Source organism: Dyella kyungheensis, assembly GCF_016905005.1.
GTDB classification, from domain to species: domain Bacteria; phylum Pseudomonadota; class Gammaproteobacteria; order Xanthomonadales; family Rhodanobacteraceae; genus Dyella; species Dyella kyungheensis.
This window is the reverse complement of the sequence record NZ_JADIKC010000003.1, coordinates 1,113,165-1,133,882: the sequence shown is the minus strand read 5'-3', so window position 1 is coordinate 1,133,882 and position 20,718 is coordinate 1,113,165. Positions and strand designations below refer to the sequence as shown.

The following is a 20,718-nucleotide window of genomic DNA, read 5'->3' as shown; positions in this document are numbered from 1 at the left end:
GATCGCTCATTGGTTTTGCATGAACTGGACGAAGATGCCGCCATCCACCACGACCTGCTCGCCCGCCTTCAGCCCGGCGGGAATATCGAACTGGTCGCCGGTGCGATAGCCCAGGGTCACCGGGCGCCGCGCGAAGCTGCCATCGCTCTGTGCCACGTAGACAAACGGCAGGTTTTCATCGTCGCGCAGCAATGCCGACACCGGCACCAGCAAGCCGCTCGTTGCCTGGCGCGAGTGGATCTGCACACCCACGTAGGCCTGCTTCTTCAACAGGCCCTGCGGGTTGTCCACCACCACGCGTGCGGGCACCAGTCGCGTATCGGCATTCACCAGCGCGGAGATTTTCGTCACCGTGCCCGTCAGGCGTTTCGCATCGGCGGACGTAGTCACCTCGGCAGAGTCACCCACGCTCACGGACGCGACATCGGAATCGGCCACTTGCGCCATCACCCATACGTGGGACATATCCGCGACCGTAAAGGTCGGTGTAGTACCCGCCTGAAGCAGCTGGCCTGGCGTGATCTGCCGATCCACCACGGTGCCCGCGATCGGCGATCGGATGACGCCGCCGATGTGCGCGATCGGCTGGCCCTGCTCGACGGCCTTGATGATCTTCGGATCGACATTCAGCGACACCAACGCTTTCAGTGCGGCATCGACGTCGGCATCCGCATTGGCGGCATCGGCTCGTGCCTGGTCTTCCTCACGCTTGGCGATGCCCTGATGCTCGACCAGGTCCTTTTCCAGGTCCGCGAGCCGGTGCGCCGTGTGCGCGGTGGTGAGCGCCTTGCGATACGCACTGATGGCTGCGGCGAAATCCGGCGAATCCACCAGGGCGAGCGGATCGCCTTTCTTGACGCGATCGCCAATGTCGACCAGCAGCTGCGATACCGGGCCGGAGATCGGCGCCAATACGGCAGTCGCCTGCTCGTTGTTGAAATCCACCGAGCCAGTGGCATCGATCGTTCGCTGATACGCGGAACGCGCGACGGTGGCCAGGCGGACGTGCTTGCGCTGGTCCGGCGTCAAGGTGACGTTGGTGGGCGTGATGGAAGCTGCCGGTGCACCGTCGTCGCTCTTGTTGGAGCAGCCGGCAGCCGTCACGGTTGCCGCCAGCCATAGGGCCGCCACGGAAGCGCGCACGAGCTGTCCCCGGCGCCTCGACCAAGGCGCTGCGTAAAACGCACTATTTTTCATTTTTGTCCTGGGCTAGATCCGCGCGATTCCACCAGCCACCACCGAGCGCCTGAAACAGCGCCGCCGTGTCGGCATAGCGATTGGCCTGGGCTTGCACCAGATTGATTCGCGCCTGCTGATAGGTCTGTTCTGCGTTCAACAACGAAAGATAATCGGCATAGCCGGCCCGCCATTGGCGTTCCGACAGATCCAGCGTGCGCTTGGCCGCATCCGACGCAGCGGCGGCGGCTTTCAGGCCGGCCGCATCCTGGTCGAGCGCCACCAGCGAGTCGGCGACGTTCTGGAACGCGGTCATCACCGTGCTGCGGTATTGCTCGGCGGCCTCCACATAGGCTGCCTTCGCGGCGCGCTCCTGGTGCAGCAAGGTGCCACCCTGGAAGATCGGCGCCGTGATATCCGCGCCGATGCCCCAGAAGCCGGTGCCCGACTTGAACAACTGATTCATCGCCAACGCGGTACTGCCGGCATTGGCGCTCAACACGATATTGGGCAGGCGGTTGGCGATGGCGATGCCGATCTGTGCGCTGGCCGCATGCATGTTGGCTTCGGCCTGGAGCACGTCCGGGCGCTGCGCCACCAGCGTCGACGGCAGGCTTACCGGCAGCTCCTGCGGCAACTGCAATTTCGAGAGATCGAAGGATGCATCCGTGGCCTGGCTCGGAAACTCGCCCACCAGCATAGCGAGCAGGTCGCGTTGTTGCGCCAGTTGCTTGAGCAGCGGCGGCAGCGTGGCCTTGGTCTGTGCAAGCTGCGATTCCTGCGCCGCCAGGTCCAGGCCGCTGGCATACCCCTTGCTGGATTGATCGCGCAGGATCTGCACCATGTGCGCATTGATCGCGACCAGCTCCTGCGTTGCATCCACCTGCGCCTGCAACGCGGCGAGCTGCACGACAGCCGCCACCACGTTCGTGCTCAGGGTGATCTGCGTGGCGATCATCTGGAAGCGGACAGCCTGTTCCTGGGCCTGTACCGATTCCACCGTGCGGCGATTCAGGCCGAAGATATCGGGCACGTAGGAAACGCTGACCTGCGGCGTGAACAGGTTGTATTGAAAGGCGCCGGAATTGGGCGTCGCCGAGATGGTTCCCGCTTGCCGCTGGCGGCTGGCCGAGAAGCTTGCCGCCACGCTGGGGTAGTAGCTGCCACGTTGTGCCAGCACATTTTCCCGCGCCACCGCCAAGGCCGCCTGCGCTGCCTTCAGGTCATGGTTGTTGGCCAGCGATTGTTCGATCAGCGCGTTGAGCGGCTTGGAGTGGAACAGCGTCCACCAATCGCCAGGAATATCGCTGCCCGTTGCAAAGCGCTGCGCCTCGCCGCCGGCCACGTGTTCGGTCGCGACCGTGCTGGTGACAGGATGGGCGTTGTACTCGCTCACCTCGGGCGCGGCGGGCCGCTTGAAGTCGGGCCCGACGGCACAACCGGCAAGCAGCGACAGAGCCACCATCGCAACCGCGCGCCGACGGCCCGGCAACAACGAATGCACAAACCACGAAACAGGCATAGCCAGATCAGTTCCCCTACGGACGGCGCTCCGGGCGAAAAGCGGACCCCGGCGCCGCGATCGATGCGCGCGCCAAGCCATGCTCCGTACCCTCCCCTTGCGGAGATATAGCACAGGCTCGACGAACTACCTCAGACCGCCCGGCGAAAGTTTTCACGATGGGCGAATGGCAGTGTCGGCCGGGGATCGGAACACACCGCGGAATCGCTGCGAATCACTTCGACCGGCGACCGCGATGTTCGCCGTACGACGCCGTATGGGTTCGCCATGGCGGACCGTCGAACGGCGTCGCGATCCTTACCCGCCCCGCGGCTTGGCTGCCTGCCCCGCCAACGGCGGCAGCAGCGCCGGCTGCGCCTGATACCAACTGGCCGCATGCGCCCAATGGAATTGCCGTTGATCGTTGGCGAGCGCCACGCCCACGCTCAGCAAGCCCCATCGCGCGTAGACGTCCCCATCCGGTTTGCCGTCCGCAATGCGCAGGCGCGCTAGGAACTGGATGCGCTTGTTGCTCGCCTGCAGATCGTCCATCACGAACTCGCCGCGCCCTGCCTGGATCCTCGATGTCACCTGGGCTTCGCCATCGTCGACGATATGGCCGATCCAAGCAGGAAACGCGCTTCGCTTCGCGAACAGCGCCAACAGCACGCTCACGTTTTTCATGCGCATGGTCGCCATCGCGTCCAGCTGCATGGGCCGATCCCAATCCAGCCGGCCTCGCTCCAGCGTGATGGTTGTCCACCAGGAGGGATCGTTGGCGCCGTCCATTTGCACGCCGTCCATCGACAAGGTGAAGTGCCGGAGATCGAAAGCGTGCCCCGTGCGTTTGGCCACCGCCAATTGGGTATCCATATTCAGATTTCCGGTCAGGCGCGACGCGCCCAACGCGATCTGCGCCCCCTGGGTACGCATCTGCATCCGGCCCGCGCTCACGTCGCCTTCGCCGTCGATGTTCAGATCGGTGGACATCCTGCCGTGACCCGCCACGAAGAACAGGCTCTTGCCCGGAAGGTAGTGGTTGTAGGCCTGAAGATCGGGAACCTCGGCATCGCGGAACTGGAGATGCGCCAACGCAGTGTCGCGAAACTTCGACAGGTCGTCGGACGACCGCAGATCCAGCTGCATCGCGGCGCCACGAAGATACGGCTGGCTGGGCGACGACACGGGCGAAAGCACGAATTTCCGCACGGACATGTTCATGACGCTGGTCGCCCCCTTGGAGCCCGTCACCACACTGCCCTTGGCGCTTGCCGCGCCGGAAAATCGGTTGCCGAGAAGGTTCGCGACCAGATCCAGCCGGGGCACATCGAGGCGTGATCCAGGCAGCAAATGACCGTGATCGATATGCAAGGCGGTATCGACCTCGCCCGCGCCATCCCATTGCAGCCACGGCTTCTTCGAGGCCAACGGCTTGAGCCAGGCGAGCGATGCAAAGTGCCAGTGTCCGGCGACCGATCCCGATAGCAGCTTCAACGTCTCGCTCGACGAACGGACGGGCAGCATCCGCTGGCTGGCGAACGACATATCCAGGGCAAGATGATCGGACGCCAGTGGATCGGCGGCATGGGTGGCCGGAATCGAGAGATGTCCGTCCACATCGTCTTTCCTCACGACCACAATGCCTTCCCCCCACTCGCGCCTGGCGATGCCATTGGCATCTGCCGCCGCGATCATTCCTTTCCAGTGCGCCTGTCCGCCCTCGACCAGGACGCCGTGGTCGAGCGTGATGTCGGCAGACAAATGGCCATCCCTGTTCGATCCGGTGCCACCCTGCTGACCTGGTGCGGGTGCGGCTCCCAGATTCATGGCAGGCGTCGAGCCTTCGAAGGTCAAGTGAAGCGTCGCCCGCTCCAGCTTGCGCCAGCCGGGTGGCTGGTCGTGAGTGAAAGGGTCGGACGAAAAATGCAGGTTGAAGTCCACATCCTGCGAACGCCAGTGCGCGCCATAAACGAGCACGCCCTGCCGGGACCGGATGTCCGAAGCGAAGATGCGCGTGATGCCGCCGCGCAACTGATGCGTGAAGCCCAGCATGGCCGTCGTCGGGCCCGTGAGCTGCAGATCGCTCCACTGCAATCTTCGCAGCGATGTCGTTTGTATGCGGTCAGCGGTGATCCACCACGCATCGGCTTTCCAGGGAAGCGGTTTCAGATCGTCCTTCGCCAACTGCACGGTGACATTCACCTCCGTCGCGTCGACCGAGGCGAAACGAATCTCATGGTGCAACAGCGGCCACAACAGAACGCGGCCACTGGCCTGCTCCCCATCGGCCTGCCATAGCCATTCACGCGCCTGGCCGCGAAGTCGCAAGTGCGACGCCCGCAGATAACCGGGCCACCATGTTTCGGCGTGCGCCCAATGCACCTGAAACGCTTCGGGTCGCCGGTTGAGCATGCGCAGTGCCGATGCGCTGTTGAGAAGGATGTTGCCGCCGACCAGATAGACGACGTAAAGCACAGCAAGCGTCCACAGCGAACGGCGAACGAAGGTGCGTGAAATGACGCGTGTCTGCTTTGGCTCACTGGGCATGAGCCGGAGCATGACCGTGCCCGCGTGACGTCCCGGTGGGATATCGCGTGAGATAACCTTGACATGGTTTCCACATCGGCGTGATCGATGAGCCGCCGGCGCTATTCATCCTGCCGCAAGGAATTGCAAGGCACACTCGGGCGGGTATTGATTCCGGCCTCGTGCCTCGTACGGAGATAGACCCATGCGCATTCCCACCCTGCTGCTGGCCGCATCCCTCGGGCTTGTCCTGAGCTCGCACGCCTTCGCTTCCGACCGGCCCGACCCGGGCAAGCTGACCACCCGCTGCCTGGATGCTGCAGGAAAGAAATTCGACGTGAAGAACGACTATATCCAGCTGCAGCCGGTGCAGCCCGCCGATGCGGGCTACACCATCGCCGGCGTCGCCGATGCAGGCATGGATGGCAAGAAGGGTTTCACTTGCCAGTTCGACAAGAAAGGCAAGTTGGCCAATCTCGTTCCCGAGAGCAAATAAGCCGACGGGTGCCGCGCGCAGGGGCGCGGCACCGATCCATCAGGCAATATGATCGAGACGAAGAACGGGGCGGAGATGTTCCATGGCGAAGCTGGTCTACGGATTGAATCAGTCGCTCGATGGATATGTCGACCACATGGCGTTTACGCCGCACCCGTCGCTCTTTCGCCACTTCATCGAACAAGTGCGTGAGCAGACGGCCAGCGTTTACGGCCGCCGCATGTACGAAGTGATGCGCTATTGGGATGAGGACTCTCCCGACTGGGGCTCGGAAGAACGTGAGTACGCGGCAGCATGGCGGAGCCAACCGAAGTGGGTGGTCTCGCGCACGCTGCAGTCCGTCGGCCCAAACGCCACCCTTGTGGCCGATGACCTCGAGGCGACCGTTCGCAGGATCAAGGCCGATCTCACCGGCGAGATCGAAGTCGCGGGACCCGAACTGGCGCAAAGCCTGACCGATCTCGGTCTCATCGACGAATATCGAATCTATGTCCATCCCGTCGTGGTTGGCGGCGGCAAACCCTTCTTCGCCCGACCACAGCCACCGCTGCGCCTAGTCGCCAGCGAATTGATCGTCGAAGACGTGATCCGCTTGACGTACGCGCCCAAACATCGGGACGGCGGCCGTTGAATCGCAGGCCTGCTTTCAGGCCGCGTACCAGGCTCCGCTTCCGGTAAAGACGGCCGCTTCATCTGACTTGCGGCACACTCGCCCTCTTGGTGTTCCCGCCCTGGTTCCAGACACCCGCATCGTAGTGGCCCCTATCCAGGGCCGCGTTGCGGCCCAAGGCATCGGAGGATCACATGAGCAGCGCCGCAGTGGAGTCCCCGCACGCACGGGGCGTGGACATGAAGCTGGAAATCGTCGTTATTCCGGTGTCCGACGTGGATCGCGCCAAGCGTTTCTACGGCAACCTGGGTTGGCGGCTGGATGCAGATTACGCGTCCGATGATGGTTACTTTCGCGTCCTCCAGTTCACCCCGCCCGGTTCCGGGTGTTCGGTGATCTTCGGCAAGAACGTGACCGCGGCCGCTCCGGGCTCCGCCCGGGGTTTGTATTTGATCGTCTCGGACGTCGAGGCCGCCCGGAACGACCTCGTCGGTCGGGGCGTGGCGGTCAGCGAGGTGTTCCACGATGCCGCTGGTGTTTACGCCGGTGACGATGAGCCCTTCCTGTTTGGGCGGACTCGCGTCAGCGGTCCGGATCCCGCTCGCAACAGTTACCGCTCGTTCGCCTCATTCGACGATCCGGATGGCAACGGCTGGCTGTTCCAGGAAATCTCGCGCCGGCTGCCCGGACGCATCGACACGGGTATCGCCACCTACACCTCGCCGGCAGACCTCGCCGCAGCACTGCGACGCGCGGAAACCGCGCACGGCGAACATGAGAAACGAAGTGGCGGCAAGCGCGACGAAAATTGGCCGGACTGGTACGCCGAGTACATGCTGAGCGAGCAGACTGGCAAAGACCCGCCCTTGTGAGGTTCGTTGGTGGAGAACCCTGGAACCGATGCTTCCGGATGAAGCCGCCACCGTTGCGCCTTCGCGCCATGTGCCTACCTGCCGATACGTAGCGTGACATCGGTGCCTCGCCCGCTGCACGATTCCTCCCACACCTCTCGCTTGGCCGCTGTATCGCCCATGGCCATTTTGCTGTCGGGCGTTACAACCGCTGTTTCGGCGATCATCTCGCCCGATTCGTTGCGAGCGTGGTAGCGGTAACAGATGGCGCCATCCTCCATCAGGGTCGCGCTGTCCAGCTTGTAGTTATCCTCGTGTACCTGCGCCTGGCGAAGAATGATGTTGCCCAGCGTGGCCCGCCGCATGGACTCACTGATTCGCACTTCGTCGGCCTTCGCGTCTCGCGCTGCCGGCACCGTGACGTGTGCGGCCGTTTTCGTCATGTGATCGTGGATGGACCAGACCGCGGCGATGGCACCGGCAACGAGAATCGCGCCCACCAGAGCCGGCAACAGTGGCGCATAGGCGGACGGCTTCTTGCCGCGCGCGTCATCGCCAGGTGGCGATGGCGCTTGCGATATCGGCAAGCCGCACTTCGGGCAGGTGCCGCTCGGGTCGTCGACCTTGGCACCGCAATGGGGACATGTAACGAGAACCATGAGGTTCGCTCCAGACCTGTTGAATTCGCGTGGATACCCTTTCGCACTCTCCCATTTTTCGGCATGCGGACCGGCGCACGCGCCTCATCCGCCAAGAGCGATGATCGCCATGGTCAGGCACACGCCAATCACCATCATGCCGAAGCCAGCGCGCCAGGCGCCAAGACCGGCATATTTGCCCAATACAAAACCACCGAAGAACAGCATGGCCAGGCTTAGCACGCGTGATATCAACAGCGCCTGGGGCACATCGTCGATCAGCATGAAAGGCAGCACGACGGGAAACGTCGACAGCACCACGATGAAGAAGACGCGCGCGGCCCGCAGCAGATCGATGAAGTAAAGCCGGGGACGTTCCGGAAGCGGTTCGAGGTGGATCAACCGGTTTCGCAGCGGCTCCAGATCGGCATCGGTCACCAGGATCTCGACAAACGACGGCAGCGCGTTTCGAACCAGTCCGATGCCCGTCGCCGCATCGGGTGCACTCTTCATGTCCAGCGCGAGGGCCAGCCGATGACCGCGGCTGGTCAGCGTGTGCAAGAGGTACATCATGGCGTCGGCCAGGCCCCAGGCGAGATTGCAGCCCAGCGCGGCGCGCCACATGGTCGAGGGCGTTTCCTGTTCCGGTCCCACCGTCGACACGGCACCGACAAAGGTCAACGCCATGAGCAGGCCAAAGCACATCTCCGACACGCGCTCCACCACGTCCAGACCCGCTCCGGCGACCACGGATGGCTTGGGTTGTGCTGGGCTCTTCGCGCGGTTCATGTCGCTACTCCTCTAAGCGGGTCCATGTCCGGGGCGTGCCCGAGGGCATCCGGAGCCGCAGCATGAACTGCCATCGGCGTCCGGGGGTACTCAACGGCCTCGCACGAAGCCCGTTCGAACGTCTCGATGCGGTTGCCGCTGAGACGGTCGTCCTATCTCTTCTTGATCAATGCAAATAGCGGTGCCGAAACAAGCAGGATGACGAGCGCCTTGCGACCGAGCTCGGCACTTTGTCCCAGCACCACGCTCAGGCAATACAGGCAGGCCACCACGCCAATCACGACATAGAGCTGGAGCTTTCCCGCCGACATATCGATCTCACGATTGAGTCGCCACATGGCCACCACCGAATAGAGGTACGGAAGCACCATCAGCACGACGGTGGCATCGGTGATGTGCGCGAACTGCGTCGCCACGTCCGGCGAGGTCGTGATGAGCAGCATCAGGGTCATCATCACGCCGGTCACGATGAGGTTCTGGACCGGCATGCCGTGTTCGTTGGTCAAGGAAAAACGACGGGGAAACATGCCGTCGCGACCGGCCGCTTCAGCGGACTGCGCGGTGATGAGAATCCAGCCCACCAGCGAGCCGGAGGCCTTGAGAATGGCCGCCAGCGAAATGACCACGGCCGCCCAGGGTCCCAGCATCACTTGGGCCGCCTCGGCGAACGGCGCGCCGGAGATGCGCAGCTGGGTACCGGGAATGATGCCCATCAGCACCGTGCAGCAGGAAATATAGATCGCGGTCGACACCAGCAGGCCGATGATGGTGGCCAACGGCACATTGCGCTTCGGATTCTCGATGATGCCCGCCGAAACAGCGGCGCTCTCCACGCCAAGAAACGCCCACAGCGCGATCGCGCCGCTTCGGCTGATCGCGGTCAGCGTCGGCACCTCGCCCGGGTTCCAGCTGGCGACGAAAACATCCGATTGAAACCAGAACCAACCGAGCAGACCGACGAACGCAATCGGCAGGATGCCGGCCACGGTGCTGATCGCGGTGAAGTGCCCCACCGCGCGAGCGTCCCGCGTGTTGAGCCAGACGAACAGCCAGATCACGCCGGCGGTGCACGCATTGGCGATCCACGGATCCTTCAGCACCGGGAAGAACACCGCCAGGTAGCCCGTCACGGAAACCGCGATGGCCACGTTGCCGATGACGTTGGCGACCCAGTAGAGAAAGTTGGTCTGGAAGGCCGGAAACGAACCCAGGTGATCGCGCGCATAGGCATACGGCCCGCCCGCCTTCGGCTCGACCATGCCCAGGTGCGCGAAGACCAGGCCGAGGGCACTGGCGCCCAGCGCCGCAACAATCCAGCCGAGAATCGAAATGCTGCCGACGCTGGCAAGGCTCGATGGCAACAGGAAGAGACCGGTGCCCACCATATTGGCGACGACCAGTGAGGAGGCCCCAAGGAGCCCCATTTTCTTGCCGCCACCCGTGACCATAAGAGCACTCGCCTAGTAAGACCTCAGGCACTGCAGGTAGTACTCGCCGTCTTCCACTTCCACGCCATGCGTGTCATGGCCGAAACCCGGGAAGGTGTGGTCCCAGCTCTGCAACGCTTTCAGGTAACCCACATAAGGACCATCGGCGGGTCCCACCGCCTCGCCGGGCATCAGCATCGGAATGCCGGGCGGATACGGAACCACGCTGGTCGCCAGCGTCCTGCCGGCGATATCGGCCAGCGCCACGCGTTCGACCTGCACGCGCAGCAGTTGTTGATAGGCGTCGGCCGGCGTCATGCGCGCTTCGGGAAGGCTCGAATAGGCATGCTGCAGATGCTGGGTCTGACTCGTCCGCTTCATTTCCGCGAACATCTGGTCGCCGAGACCGCGCAGGCCAAGACCGGCGTAACGCTCCGGGTGGCTCGCCACCAGATTCGGCATCACACGTTCGAGCGACCGGTCCTCATCGTAATCACGCTTGAAATCCAGGAAAGCCGTGATCAAAGTGCTCCATTTCGCCTTGGTGATGCCGATCGAGAACAGGAACAGAACACCGAAGTCACTGGTCTTCTCCACCACGATGCCACGCGAACCAAGGTAGGCCGTGAGCAGGGTCGCGGGGAATCCTTGCTCGCCCAGCGAACCGTCGTCCTGGACACCGGGAGTAAGCACCGTCACCTTGATCGGATCGAGCATGCAGTAGCCGTCTTCCAGATCGCCGAAGCCATGCCAGTTGTCGCCGGGATGGAGGACCCAGGCATTGGCGTCCTCGGCCAGCAACTCCGGAGGCGCGTCGACGAAATCGATCTTCTTGCCGGTGTTGAGATCGGTGATCACTTCCGGGTTCCATGTGCGGAAGAACCACGAGCCCTTCTGCTTGAAGTCGCGATGCAGGCGGCCCACGATCTGCCGGAAATGGATCGCCTCGTCGATGCACTCGCGGGTCAGGCTCAGGCCGCCTAGGCCGTCCATCATCGACGCGGCCACCTCGTTCGAGGCCATGATCGGATAGAACGGCGAGGTGGAGCCGTGCATCATGAACGACTCGTTGAAGCGCGCATGCGGAATGCTGCTGCGGCCGTCGCGCACATGGATATACGACGCCTGCGAGAACGCGGCGAGCAGCTTGTGCGTGGAGTGCGTCGTGAAGACGGTCGGTCCGTTCGGGTCGTGCTCCGTGGCCGGGCCGTGCATGGCCAGCCGACCCGAATACAGCGGATTGAACCGGGCATAGCCGTACCAGGCTTCATCGAAGTGCACGCGATCGACCCAGCTGCCGACTTTCTCAAGCACTCGTGCGGTGTTGTAGCAAAGGCCGTCGTAGGTGGAGTTGGTCACCACCACGAACACGGGCTGCTGATCGGCCAGGTCCTTCGACAACGGGTTGCTGGCAACGGCGCCGCGCACGTTGCCCTGGGTGAACTTGTCCGGATAGATCGGCCCGATCAACCCGTAGCGATTGCGCGACGGCACCAGATAGTGCGGAACGCCGCCGGTCATGGTCAGGCCGTGCTCGATCGACTTGTGGCAGTTGCGGTCGCACAGCACCACCTGGTCGCGCCCCACGCAGGCCATGAAGATGATGCGATTGGACGTGGATGAGCCGTTGGTGACGGTATAGCTGCGATGCGAGCCGAAGATGCGGGCGATGTACTTCTCGCTCTCGCCAATCGGTCCGGTGTGGTCCAGCAGCGAACCGATCTCGCCGACGCTGATGGAAAGATCGGTGCTGAAGACATGCTCGCCGTAGAAATCGTAGAACGCGCGGCCGGTGGGATGCTTGAGGAACGCGGTGCCGCCGGTATGGCCCGGCGTGTGCCAGGAGTACTCGTGGACTTCGTTGAAGTTGGCCAGCGCAGCGGTCAGCGGACCGAACAGCGTGGCGATATAGATGCGCATCGCCGTATGCACGCGGCCGCTGACAAACGTGGCCGAATCCTGCGACAACCAGATCAGCTCGTTGATCGCCTGCACGATCTCCACGCTCAGCGTCTGCGCCTTCTCCGGCTCGGTCATCAGGAAGATGGGCACATTCTCGTTGCGTGCCCGGATGAGGTTGATCAGCGCGATGGCCGCCGCATTGTCCTTCGCCACGCCATCCGCATTGGGCAGCGACCAGTCGATCAGCATGGCGTGGATCGCCGCATCGGAGACGATGGACGATCGCGCGTCGTCCACCGTCGAGGCCGTGGTGGTCTCCATGTTGCGTTCGGCAAACTCATGCTCCAACGCGCGGCAGGCTCTTCCGCCGGCACTGTCGGTGCCGATCTTGGAGTGGACCAGTAACACGCGCAGCTTCTGACGCAGGTTACGACGCTCGAGCATGATCATTCTCCTCGTTGGCGGCAGGCGAGTGGCCGCCGCCATCTGACACTCTCTACACCGCCGTGACCGTCCGTTGCCGCACCGGTCCGACGCTCAGGATTTCTTGCGGGCGACCTTTGCCTGCTTGGCCGCGACCTCTTTGTCCAGCACGACCCGCACCCACATATCGCCGTTCGCATCGGCGTGCATGTTCTGCACTTCGCGCGCGAAGCCGGGGAATTTGCGCCCATAGGCCTCCACCGCCTGCAGGAAGCGGAAGATCGGGCCGCCCTTGGGATCCATGCGCTCGCCCGGCATCAACACCGGAATGCCCGGCGGGTACGGCACAATCATCAGCGCGGCGATGCGTCCCGGCATGTCCGCGATACGCACCTCTTCGGTGGTGCCATGAATCAGATGCTGGTATGCCTCGGCCGGCGTCAACACGGGCTCGGAAAGCGTCTCGCCAGCCTTGTTCGCCATGGCCTGCAGATCGAGTTCGCCCATCGCCTCGTGCATCTCGTCGCACAGCTGCGGCAGCGTCATCTCCCGATAACGATCGGGATATGCATGGACCAGATCGGGCAGCGCCTCTTCCAGCGTCGCGTTGCGGTCGTAGAGCCGCTTGAAGGAGAGCAAGGTCTCCAGCAAGGTGCCCCACTTGCCCTGCGTGGTGCCCACCGAAAACAGCACCAGCACGGTGTAATCGCCGGTCCGGGCAATCGCCTGCCGCCGCGCATCGAGGAACTTGGTCAGCACCGCGCCCGGGATGCCGCGCTTGGCCAGCTTGCCCTTCGCATCCGTGCCCGGACAGAGGATGGTGACCTTGGTCGGATCGAGCATGCAGAAATCGTCCTTGACCACGTCGTCCGGCAAGCCATGCCAGGCCTCACCGACGCGCAAGGTCCAGCACGCCGGCGACTCGGCCAGCACATCGAGCGGCGCCTCATGAAAGGCGACCTGCTTTCCCTTGATCGGTACACGTGGCGGCTGGAACAGCGAGAAGAACCATTGGCCGTCTTCCTGCAGCCGATGCCCGACCAGCGCCACCGTCCGCCGAAACGCGACGGCCAGATCGACCGTTTCGCGCAACAGCGCCGGACCGGACGGCTCATCCATCATGGCCGATGCGATGTCCAGCGATGCAATCAGCGGATAGAACGGCGAGGTAGTGCCGTGCATCATGAAGGCTTCCTTCACCGGCGCCATGGCCAGCTCGCCACGCTTGCTGTTGCTCACGTGGATATAGGACGCCATCGAGAACGCCGGCAGCATCTTGTGGGTCGACTGCACCGCGAGCACCGTCGGCCGATTCTTGATGTCGCGCGGCACACCCATCGCGAAACGGTGTTTGTAGAGCGGATGGAACTTGCCGTAGGCGTACCAGGCCTCATCGAAATGCACGCGATGGACGCTGCTGGAAAGCATCTCCACCACCTTGTCGACGTGGTAGAGCAGCCCGTCATAAGTCGGATGGGTGACGACGGCGTAAACCGGCTCTTTCGATTTGGCGTTGGCCGCCAACGGCGAGTCGGCGATCAGGCTCTGGATGTGCGCATGCGAAAAGCGCTTGGGCGGAATCAGGCCGATCATGCCGTAGCCGTTTCGACTTGGCTGGAAATATACCGGCCGCGCCCCCGACAAGGTCATCGCATGGTTGAGCGACTTGTGGCAGTTGCGATCGGCAATCACGATCTCGTCCTTGCCGATGCAGGCCTGCACCACGATGCGATTGGAGGCCGACGAGCCGGCCAGCACATAGAACGTCCAGTCCGCGCCGAACACCCGCGCCGCCATGCGCTGCGAATCCGCCGGCGGCCCCTCGATGTCCAGCCACGAGCCCAGCTCGGCATTGGAGATGCCGATGTCCGCGCGCATGATGTTCTCGCCGAAGAACTCGTGGAACTCGGCGCCGGCGGGATGCTTGAGATAGGCCGCGCCACCCATGTGGCCCGGTGCGTCCCACTGATACGCGCCCTCTTCCGTGAGCTTCTTGAGCGCCTTGAAGTACGGCGGCAGCAGCCCGCTGTGGTAGTCGTCGATGGCGAACTGCAGGCGGCGCGCGAAGAACTCGGGCGTTTCGCTGCCTACGTTCACGTACTCGCGCACTTCCGAGATCAGGCTCAGCGGTACGTCCGGCGTCTGGATGCTGCGCGTCAGCAGGAAGATCGGCACCTTCAACGACTTCTCGCGCACGGCACGCACGATCTTCATCGCCGACTCTTCCGCCATCGTCCCGGTCTCGCCGAGATCCCAGTCGATCGCCACTGCCGAGTACGACGGCTTGCCACGTGCGATCGCCAGGCCGTCCTCGCCGCTCATGGCCTGCACGACCTGAATGCCGCGCTCCTCGATGGCCTTGCCCAGCCGCGACAGCGCCAGCCGGAACGCCGATCCCTCGTCCGGCAAGTCGGTGGTGACAAAGAGGATCCACGGATGATTCATCGACATGAGGTGCGTACTCCGGTGCTGTTCCCGCGCTGCTCTCGCCAGGCACCTTCGCGGGACGTTACGGATTCAGGTCATAGCGAAAGGTGGTTTGCAGACGCTGTCCTTGCCCGCGCAGATCGGTCAGCGCAATGTTCTGTCCCCACAGGTACTCCACACCGAACATGGCCCGTTCGCTGAACTTCCAGGCCAGGTTGATGGACCCGAACTTGGTGCTCTTGGGCTGGTCCGGATTGATCAGCATGTTCGACTGCGGGCTGATCCTGAGATAGCCGTAGGCAAGGCTGGAGGTCAGGTCCTCGCGCCACGCATGCGTGTAGCCTGCACCAAAGCCTCGCGCGCGGATCGCACGCAGGTCGCCTTCGGTGGTGAACGCAGCGTCGAGTCCCAGCCCGGAAATATCCTGCAGGAAGTTCGCGTAACCCTTGCCGTAGCTGGCCCATCCCTGGATGCTGTCGTGCTCGAACAGCGCGGTGGTGCCGGTCAGCTGGGTGGCGAAGCCCGACGTGCTGCGCGTGCGCGCCGTGGCATTTTCCACGCGCAGGTCGCGAAGGATATTGGCCCACAGGATGTGCCAGGTCGGCGCCTGCCAGCGCAGGCCGAGCGTGATGTCGGGGCGGCGCGAATACGTGTTGAAACCCTCGATCACGCTGATGTCCGCGTTCGGCTTCTCCAGCGACATCGGCAAGGTCAAGGCGCTCTCGCCGCTTCGGTACAGCACGGGCGAGAAGCGGATCTGCGGCCCGTATTTGAAGGTGAACGAGTTCGGGCCCTCGTAATCGAGGGTATTGGGGAACACGTCGATATCGGTGAACGCCGAGATGTTGTAACCGGCCAGCAGGGAGTAATGCTCGTTGTCCAGCTCGCCGTAGAACGCCTGCAGGTTGTACGGCATGTCGCCGCTGCCGCTGCCGAAGAAGTTGTTCTTGTAGACGACCTTGAGCGTTCCGTAATCGGTCTGGCGCTGGAAGTCCATGCGGAAAACGCTTTGCTTGGCGCTCATGTTGGAGCGTCGTCCGCTGTCGTAGAGCGGTTGCCCACGCACGGGAATCGACGAGGGAACGAAGAGATCCGCGGCGCCCATGTAGGTGCTGTCGGCCATCGCGTCCAGCTGGGCGATCAGGTCGATCTTGAGCAGGTTGCCTGTGTCGCCCAGGCGCACGTAACCCTCAGGCAGGGGTTCGTAGGCACCGGCAATGGACGAAGGTGGCCGATACGGCGGTGGCCCGGAAGGCGTGGGCGACGGCGGCGCGGTGGCCGGGCTGGTCAGTGGCGGTGCCGCGGTCTTGGCTTGCGCGGCATTGGCTTCCTGGGCGTGCTCCTTCGCTTCGAGTTCTTCCAGGCGCGACTGCATCTTCTGCATCACCTGCTGTTGCGCCTGCATCTGCGCCTTCACTTGCTCCAGTTGCGCCTTGAGCTCCGTGGTCTCGGAGGACTGCGCCATCACTCCCGGACTGAAGGTCGCCAGACCGACTAGCAATAGTGGCGCGCAGCGGAGCGTCTGCTGTCGCATGAAGCCGAACGATGGCCGATGCATGCTGGTGCCTCCAGTCAACCTAGGTGCACTGAACGGGAAGCTGGTGCCGGACACGCGGTCGGTATCCAAAGATGCAAAGACATCAGCTCAACCAAACCCAACGAGATGGCACCGGCGCAGCGCGTGCGTCGGTGCGCTCTTCGCTTTACTCAGGTAACGCCGTATCGCGGAACCAGTCCTTCACCGACTGGTCGGGCTTGCCCATGTATTGCTCGTAGATCGGATTGATCTTTCCCGAGCGGTAGAGCCGGCTCAGCGCCTGATCGACCAGCAGACGGAAATCCGGGTCGTTGCGCGCCAGGGCCAACGACAAAGGCTCGTTGTCGAAGGTCCGGTTCAGCACGACCACCTGCCCCGTTCCGTCCTTCTTGGCCAGATCGAGCAGCACATTGCGCTCGGCAAAGAAGCCGTCGACCTTGCCATCGAGCAGCGCCTTCAGACCGGCATCGAGGTCGGACACCGGTGTAACGACGCTGTTGACCTTCAGCTCGTCACGGCGGTCCTTGAGCAGCTTTTCGGACAGCGAATCCCCGATCACGGCAAAATTGCGCTGTTGCAACACTGCCAACATCGGCGAACCTCGCCAGATCGGCTTGCCAGCCGATTGCCCGGTCTCCAGCAAATCGCGCAATGCGACGGGCGCATCCTTGCGCAACATCACACCGGTGCCCCCGGACAGAATGGGGATCGAGAAACCCACCTCGGTCATTGCGCTCAAGGACGGTGCGGACGGCCCGCAAAGCAGGTCGACCCGGCCATCGGCAACGGACTTGAAACGGTCGGCGGCATCGACGGCCACGAACTCCGTGGAAATGTTGGGCGCGTGCAGCAGCTCCTTGGTCGCTTCCACCACCTGGCGACACACGGCGATCGCATAACCGTCGGCGGAGTCTTCCTTGTCCCGATAGGTGAAGGGACGCGCGTTGGCGTAGTAGCCGATGGTGAATTTGCCGCTCGCACGCACGCGCTCCAGCGTCGCGCTGCCCGGACTCTCGCTCTGCGCCATGATCGCCGGCACGTGCATCGCCAGCAGCCCGATCATCGCCCAGCGCAACAGGCTGTTACGCACAACAACGTTATTCATGCGTGACATGTCGTCTCTCCTGGAAAGCCTTCTCTGCCATGGCGAGTTATCCACGCAGGGGCTCCCCGGCAATGGGAGCCGTAAAGCGAGGCGCCAGGAAGCCGTAGATGGCGAAGGTAAGTGCCATCACGATGGTTGCGCCGAGCACGGCCTCCATACCGGACGCGTAGATGGCATAGGTGCTGTAAAGCATCGCCACGGTCACCACGAACGCATTGAGCCTGAAGGTATGCTGGGGAACCGATGCCTTGCGCATCATGATCATCAGTGCCGAGAGCGCCATGATGTACGGAATGACATTGGTCACCACGGCAAGGTTGACCAGCACCGCGAACTGCTCGCCGAGGCTCGGCGATGCGGTGGACAGCGCCATCACGCTCTGCACCACGCCCATCACGATCATGCCGACGACCGGTGCCGTCATCTTGTTGGTCTTGGCGAAGAAGGTCGGGAACATGCGTCCCTCGGCAGCCGTCTTCGCCGTTTGCGCGATGGTGAACTGCCAACCGAGCAGCGAACCAAGGCAGGCAAGAATGGCCAGCGCCCGGATGATCGCGCCCACGGTCGGGTTGAACATCTGCGAGTAAGCCAGCGCGAACGGTCCGGTGGACTTGGCCAGCTCCGCATTGGGCACGATGCCCTGGATCACCGTGGTGGACAGGATGTAGATCACGGCAGCGCCCAGCGTGCCTAGCATGCACGCCATAGGAACGTCGCGCTTCGGATTCTCCACGGCATCGGAGTTCTGCGCCGCGGACTCCATGCCAAGGAAGGCCCACAGGGTCAGTGCAATGCTCGAATCCATACCCTTGAAGAAGCTCAGGCCTTGAGGATTCCACGCAGCGGAAAAAGTCGATCCCTTGAACCAGAACCAGCCGATGATCGACAGGCCGGCCACCGGGACGATGACGCCCCACACGGTGATCGAGCCAATTTTGCCAGTGACACTCGGACCACCGAAGTTCGCGAGCGTAGTCAACCAGATCAACCCGATCACGCCGAGGCAGGTGGCCATGGGCGTCGACGACAGCCACGGGAAGAAGGCGGCGAGATAGCCCACCGCGGAGATGGCGATCGCCACGTTGCCGATGGCCAGCGACAGGAAATAGAGAAAGAAGGTCAGGAAGTAACCGCCCTTTCCATACGCCTCTTCCGCGTAGGCCGCCATGCCGCCGGCACGCTGGCTGAGCAGGCCGGCCTGCGCAAAACCGTAGGCGATGGCCATCGAACCCAACGCCGTGACCGCCCATGACGTCAAGGAAATCGCACCGACCTGGGCCATGTTTGCCGGGAGCATGATGATGCCTGAACCCATCATGTTCACCGCCACCAGGACGGTCAGCTGGATCATGCTCATCTTCTTGGTGCTGCCGTTCATCACCGCCTCCCGATTCCGAATTTCGGAGTTAGCGCGACCTGCCACGCAAGCACTCGCAGCCGACCGAAACGACCGGCGATCGATCAATGAATTATTCCGCCCCTGTGTGGATAAACCTGGAGAAACTTCCGATCCTTGATCGATGGCGGAGGCTTTCGATCAAGACATCGCGATTCGACGCAAATAATCGCGCCTAATCATTTGGATGGCCATATGGCTAAATACTTAATCCGCGAGAAATCTTTCCCAAGCCGTCAAAAACAATGAAATACTGAATTGGAAATACGCACTTTTCCTGTGTATTCCTAGGGCTCGCGGCGCCGGCGAATCCTCCATCTGCGCCTGCGCTTCTTCATCTTCGCTTTGTTCTGATTGATGATGTCGAGCACCGCCGCGGTCATTACTGCCGTGGACAAGCCGAACATCAGGATTCCGTTGGCCGCTTCCAGCGGTCCGAGCAGGCGCCAACGCGCGGACATGACGACGTCGCCATAGCCCAAGGTGACGAAGTTGACTCCCGAGTGATAGAGCGCCGTCCTGAAATCGTCGAACTCGCCCAGCAGCATGAACAACGCTGCCCAGATCACGGTCTCCGTGAAGTAACCCAGCGTCAGCAACAGCAGCACGGTGTACAACAGCAATACATTGCCGCTCGCCGTTTCGCTGCCTACATGCGCCAGCTTGTAACGGGCGTACTGGCGAAGGCTGATGTTGAGGAAGAACGCCTGCAACAGCAGGCAGATCAACATCACCGGCAGGCCGATCAACAGATTGAGCAGCACGAGTGGCTTCCTCCGCGACGATGCGGCCGGTTCGATTCAGGGCTGTCCGGGTTGCTCGATCCGATCCTCCGGCGGCTGTTCCTCGACCCACTGCCAGAACAACTGGTAGCCGATCGCCAGCGCCACCGGACCGATGAACAAGCCGATGATGCCGCCGGTGACCATGCCACCCAGTGCGCCGATCAACACCACCGGCATCGGCACATCGACGCCGCGGCCAAGCAACAAGGGCTTCAGTACGTTGTCGGCCAGGCCAGCGACAAACACATAGACCGCAAAAACGATGGTGCCGACGCTGGCCCCTTCGGTCGCGAAGACGTAGGCGATGGCCGGTATCGTGATCAAGGTGGCCGGCAGCTGCATGATGCCCAGCAAGAGCACCGCAAGGGCAAGCAGGCCGGCGCCAGGAATGCCGATCAGCACGAAGCCGACGCCGACCAGCAGCATCTGGATGAATGCGATGCCGATCACGCCCTGCGCCACCGCCCGGATGGTGGCGGTGCATAGGTGAGTGATCTGCGGCCCCTTCCCCGAACTGAAAATGCGCGTGGCAATCTTCACTGCGCTGCGGTGCCCGCTTTCGCCGTAGGCCATCAGGATGCCGGCGATGATCAGGGCAGCGATGAACATCAACAAGCCAAGGCCTGCATTGGCGAGTTTGCCCAGCAGCCCGAGACTCACTTCCTTGAGCTGCGGCGCAAGCTTCTGCGCCAGGCCGGTCAGGTCGGTGGAGGCCTGCAGCCAGAAGCCATACAAAGGTTTTCCGATCAACGGCCAACTCGCCACCGACTCGCTTGGCGACGGAATACGGACTCGGCCTTCCTTCACCACGTCCAGCGCCTTTTCCACCGACTCGGTCAGGGATGTGCCCAACAGGTAGATCGGCACCATCAGGATGGCCACGGAGATCAGCACGATCAGGGTCGCGGTGCGACCGTCGCGGTTGCCCAATCTTCCCCTGAGCCTGAGCTGGAGAGGATAGAGGGTGATGGCGAGAATCACCGACCAGAGCATCAGGTGAAGGAAGGGACTGAAGATCTCGTAGCAAAAGATCACCAGCGCCACGATCAGGCCGGCGCGAATCAGGACATCGAGCAGCCCGCGGGACAGCGCTCGCTCGTACATGGACTTGAGATACATGGATTGGCAC

Annotated in this window: 16 protein-coding genes; 3 read left to right on the top strand and 13 right to left on the bottom strand. The window is 62.9% G+C overall.

The annotated features are described in order from the left end of the window. Nucleotides 1–6 precede the first annotated feature (6 nt). The 3 genes from ISP20_RS09800 to ISP20_RS09790 all read right to left on the bottom strand — a co-directional run bounded on the left by ISP20_RS09800 (nt 7) and on the right by ISP20_RS09790 (nt 4,933). Nucleotides 7–1,143 (bottom strand): efflux RND transporter periplasmic adaptor subunit, encoded by a 1,137-nt coding sequence (locus ISP20_RS09800; RefSeq protein ID WP_338030983.1) that lies wholly within the window; start codon nt 1,141–1,143, stop codon nt 7–9. A 43-nt stretch (nt 1,144–1,186) separates the two neighbouring features. Then, on the bottom strand, nt 1,187–2,698 hold the full coding sequence (locus ISP20_RS09795) for an efflux transporter outer membrane subunit (protein WP_204635835.1): 1,512 nt from the start codon (nt 2,696–2,698) through the stop codon (nt 1,187–1,189). Between the two features lie 297 nt (nt 2,699–2,995). After that, complete coding sequence (locus ISP20_RS09790; RefSeq protein ID WP_204635834.1) at nt 2,996–4,933, bottom strand: hypothetical protein; 1,938 nt, start codon at nt 4,931–4,933, stop codon at nt 2,996–2,998. A gap of 475 nt (nt 4,934–5,408) precedes the next feature. Here ISP20_RS09790 and ISP20_RS09785 point away from each other — a divergent pair, with 475 nt between their 5' ends. The 3 genes from ISP20_RS09785 to ISP20_RS09775 all read left to right on the top strand — a co-directional run bounded on the left by ISP20_RS09785 (nt 5,409) and on the right by ISP20_RS09775 (nt 7,181). After that, nucleotides 5,409–5,699 (top strand): hypothetical protein, encoded by a 291-nt coding sequence (locus tag ISP20_RS09785; protein WP_204635833.1) that lies wholly within the window; start codon nt 5,409–5,411, stop codon nt 5,697–5,699. A gap of 82 nt (nt 5,700–5,781) precedes the next feature. Continuing rightward, nucleotides 5,782–6,330, top strand: coding sequence for a dihydrofolate reductase family protein (locus ISP20_RS09780; protein ID WP_204635832.1), 549 nt, complete (start codon nt 5,782–5,784; stop codon nt 6,328–6,330). Between the two features lie 173 nt (nt 6,331–6,503). Further along, nucleotides 6,504–7,181, top strand: coding sequence for a VOC family protein (locus ISP20_RS09775; protein ID WP_204635831.1), 678 nt, complete (start codon nt 6,504–6,506; stop codon nt 7,179–7,181). A gap of 74 nt (nt 7,182–7,255) precedes the next feature. Here the strand turns inward: ISP20_RS09775 and ISP20_RS09770 are convergent, their stop codons facing one another. From ISP20_RS09770 to ISP20_RS09725, 10 genes are all read right to left on the bottom strand, one after another. Beyond that, nucleotides 7,256–7,819, bottom strand: a complete 564-nt coding sequence (locus ISP20_RS09770) for a zinc ribbon domain-containing protein (protein ID WP_204635830.1) — start codon at nt 7,817–7,819, stop codon at nt 7,256–7,258. An 84-nt stretch (nt 7,820–7,903) separates the two neighbouring features. After that, on the bottom strand, nt 7,904–8,587 hold the full coding sequence (locus ISP20_RS09765) for a VIT1/CCC1 transporter family protein (RefSeq protein ID WP_204635829.1): 684 nt from the start codon (nt 8,585–8,587) through the stop codon (nt 7,904–7,906). Between the two features lie 152 nt (nt 8,588–8,739). After that, complete coding sequence (locus tag ISP20_RS09760; protein ID WP_204635828.1) at nt 8,740–10,011, bottom strand: amino acid permease; 1,272 nt, start codon at nt 10,009–10,011, stop codon at nt 8,740–8,742. 36 nt (nt 10,012–10,047) lie between these two features. Beyond that, the gene (locus tag ISP20_RS09755; protein WP_204635827.1) at nt 10,048–12,360 is read right to left on the bottom strand and encodes an Orn/Lys/Arg family decarboxylase; all 2,313 of its coding nucleotides are present in this window, start codon (nt 12,358–12,360) and stop codon (nt 10,048–10,050) included. A 93-nt stretch (nt 12,361–12,453) separates the two neighbouring features. Continuing rightward, complete coding sequence (locus ISP20_RS09750; protein ID WP_204635826.1) at nt 12,454–14,790, bottom strand: Orn/Lys/Arg family decarboxylase; 2,337 nt, start codon at nt 14,788–14,790, stop codon at nt 12,454–12,456. Nucleotides 14,791–14,848: 58 nt separating this feature from the next. Further along, nucleotides 14,849–16,324 (bottom strand): DcaP family trimeric outer membrane transporter, encoded by a 1,476-nt coding sequence (locus ISP20_RS09745; protein ID WP_204635825.1) that lies wholly within the window; start codon nt 16,322–16,324, stop codon nt 14,849–14,851. Between the two features lie 145 nt (nt 16,325–16,469). Next, nucleotides 16,470–17,408 (bottom strand): amino acid ABC transporter substrate-binding protein, encoded by a 939-nt coding sequence (locus ISP20_RS09740; protein WP_204635824.1) that lies wholly within the window; start codon nt 17,406–17,408, stop codon nt 16,470–16,472. A gap of 46 nt (nt 17,409–17,454) precedes the next feature. After that, nucleotides 17,455–18,786, bottom strand: a complete 1,332-nt coding sequence (gene potE, locus ISP20_RS09735; protein ID WP_204635823.1) for a putrescine-ornithine antiporter — start codon at nt 18,784–18,786, stop codon at nt 17,455–17,457. Nucleotides 18,787–19,091: 305 nt separating this feature from the next. Continuing rightward, nucleotides 19,092–19,568: an ion channel gene (locus tag ISP20_RS09730; RefSeq protein WP_204635822.1), complete on the bottom strand. Its 477-nt coding sequence runs from the start codon at nt 19,566–19,568 to the stop codon at nt 19,092–19,094. 36 nt (nt 19,569–19,604) lie between these two features. Next, nucleotides 19,605–20,708, bottom strand: coding sequence for an AI-2E family transporter (locus tag ISP20_RS09725; protein WP_204635821.1), 1,104 nt, complete (start codon nt 20,706–20,708; stop codon nt 19,605–19,607). Nucleotides 20,709–20,718: the final 10 nt, after the last annotated feature.

Bases quoted from the DNA above. Each gene is read 5' to 3' on its own strand.
- ISP20_RS09770 (WP_204635830.1), bottom strand. From the start codon at position 7,819: ATGGTTCTCGTTACATGTCCCCATTGCGGTGCCAAGGTCGACGACCCG.
- ISP20_RS09755 (WP_204635827.1), bottom strand. From the start codon at position 12,360: ATGCTCGAGCGTCGTAACCTGCGTCAGAAGCTGCGCGTGTTACTGGTC.
- ISP20_RS09795 (WP_204635835.1), bottom strand. From the start codon at position 2,698: ATGCCTGTTTCGTGGTTTGTGCATTCGTTGTTGCCGGGCCGTCGGCGC.
- ISP20_RS09765 (WP_204635829.1), bottom strand. From the start codon at position 8,587: ATGAACCGCGCGAAGAGCCCAGCACAACCCAAGCCATCCGTGGTCGCC.
- ISP20_RS09760 (WP_204635828.1), bottom strand. From the start codon at position 10,011: ATGGGGCTCCTTGGGGCCTCCTCACTGGTCGTCGCCAATATGGTGGGC.
- ISP20_RS09740 (WP_204635824.1), bottom strand. From the start codon at position 17,408: ATGAATAACGTTGTTGTGCGTAACAGCCTGTTGCGCTGGGCGATGATC.
- ISP20_RS09775 (WP_204635831.1), top strand. From the start codon at position 6,504: ATGAGCAGCGCCGCAGTGGAGTCCCCGCACGCACGGGGCGTGGACATG.
- potE (WP_204635823.1), bottom strand. From the start codon at position 18,786: ATGAACGGCAGCACCAAGAAGATGAGCATGATCCAGCTGACCGTCCTG.
- ISP20_RS09780 (WP_204635832.1), top strand. From the start codon at position 5,782: ATGGCGAAGCTGGTCTACGGATTGAATCAGTCGCTCGATGGATATGTC.
- ISP20_RS09750 (WP_204635826.1), bottom strand. From the start codon at position 14,790: ATGTCGATGAATCATCCGTGGATCCTCTTTGTCACCACCGACTTGCCG.
- ISP20_RS09745 (WP_204635825.1), bottom strand. From the start codon at position 16,324: ATGCATCGGCCATCGTTCGGCTTCATGCGACAGCAGACGCTCCGCTGC.
- ISP20_RS09725 (WP_204635821.1), bottom strand. From the start codon at position 20,708: ATGTATCTCAAGTCCATGTACGAGCGAGCGCTGTCCCGCGGGCTGCTC.
- ISP20_RS09785 (WP_204635833.1), top strand. From the start codon at position 5,409: ATGCGCATTCCCACCCTGCTGCTGGCCGCATCCCTCGGGCTTGTCCTG.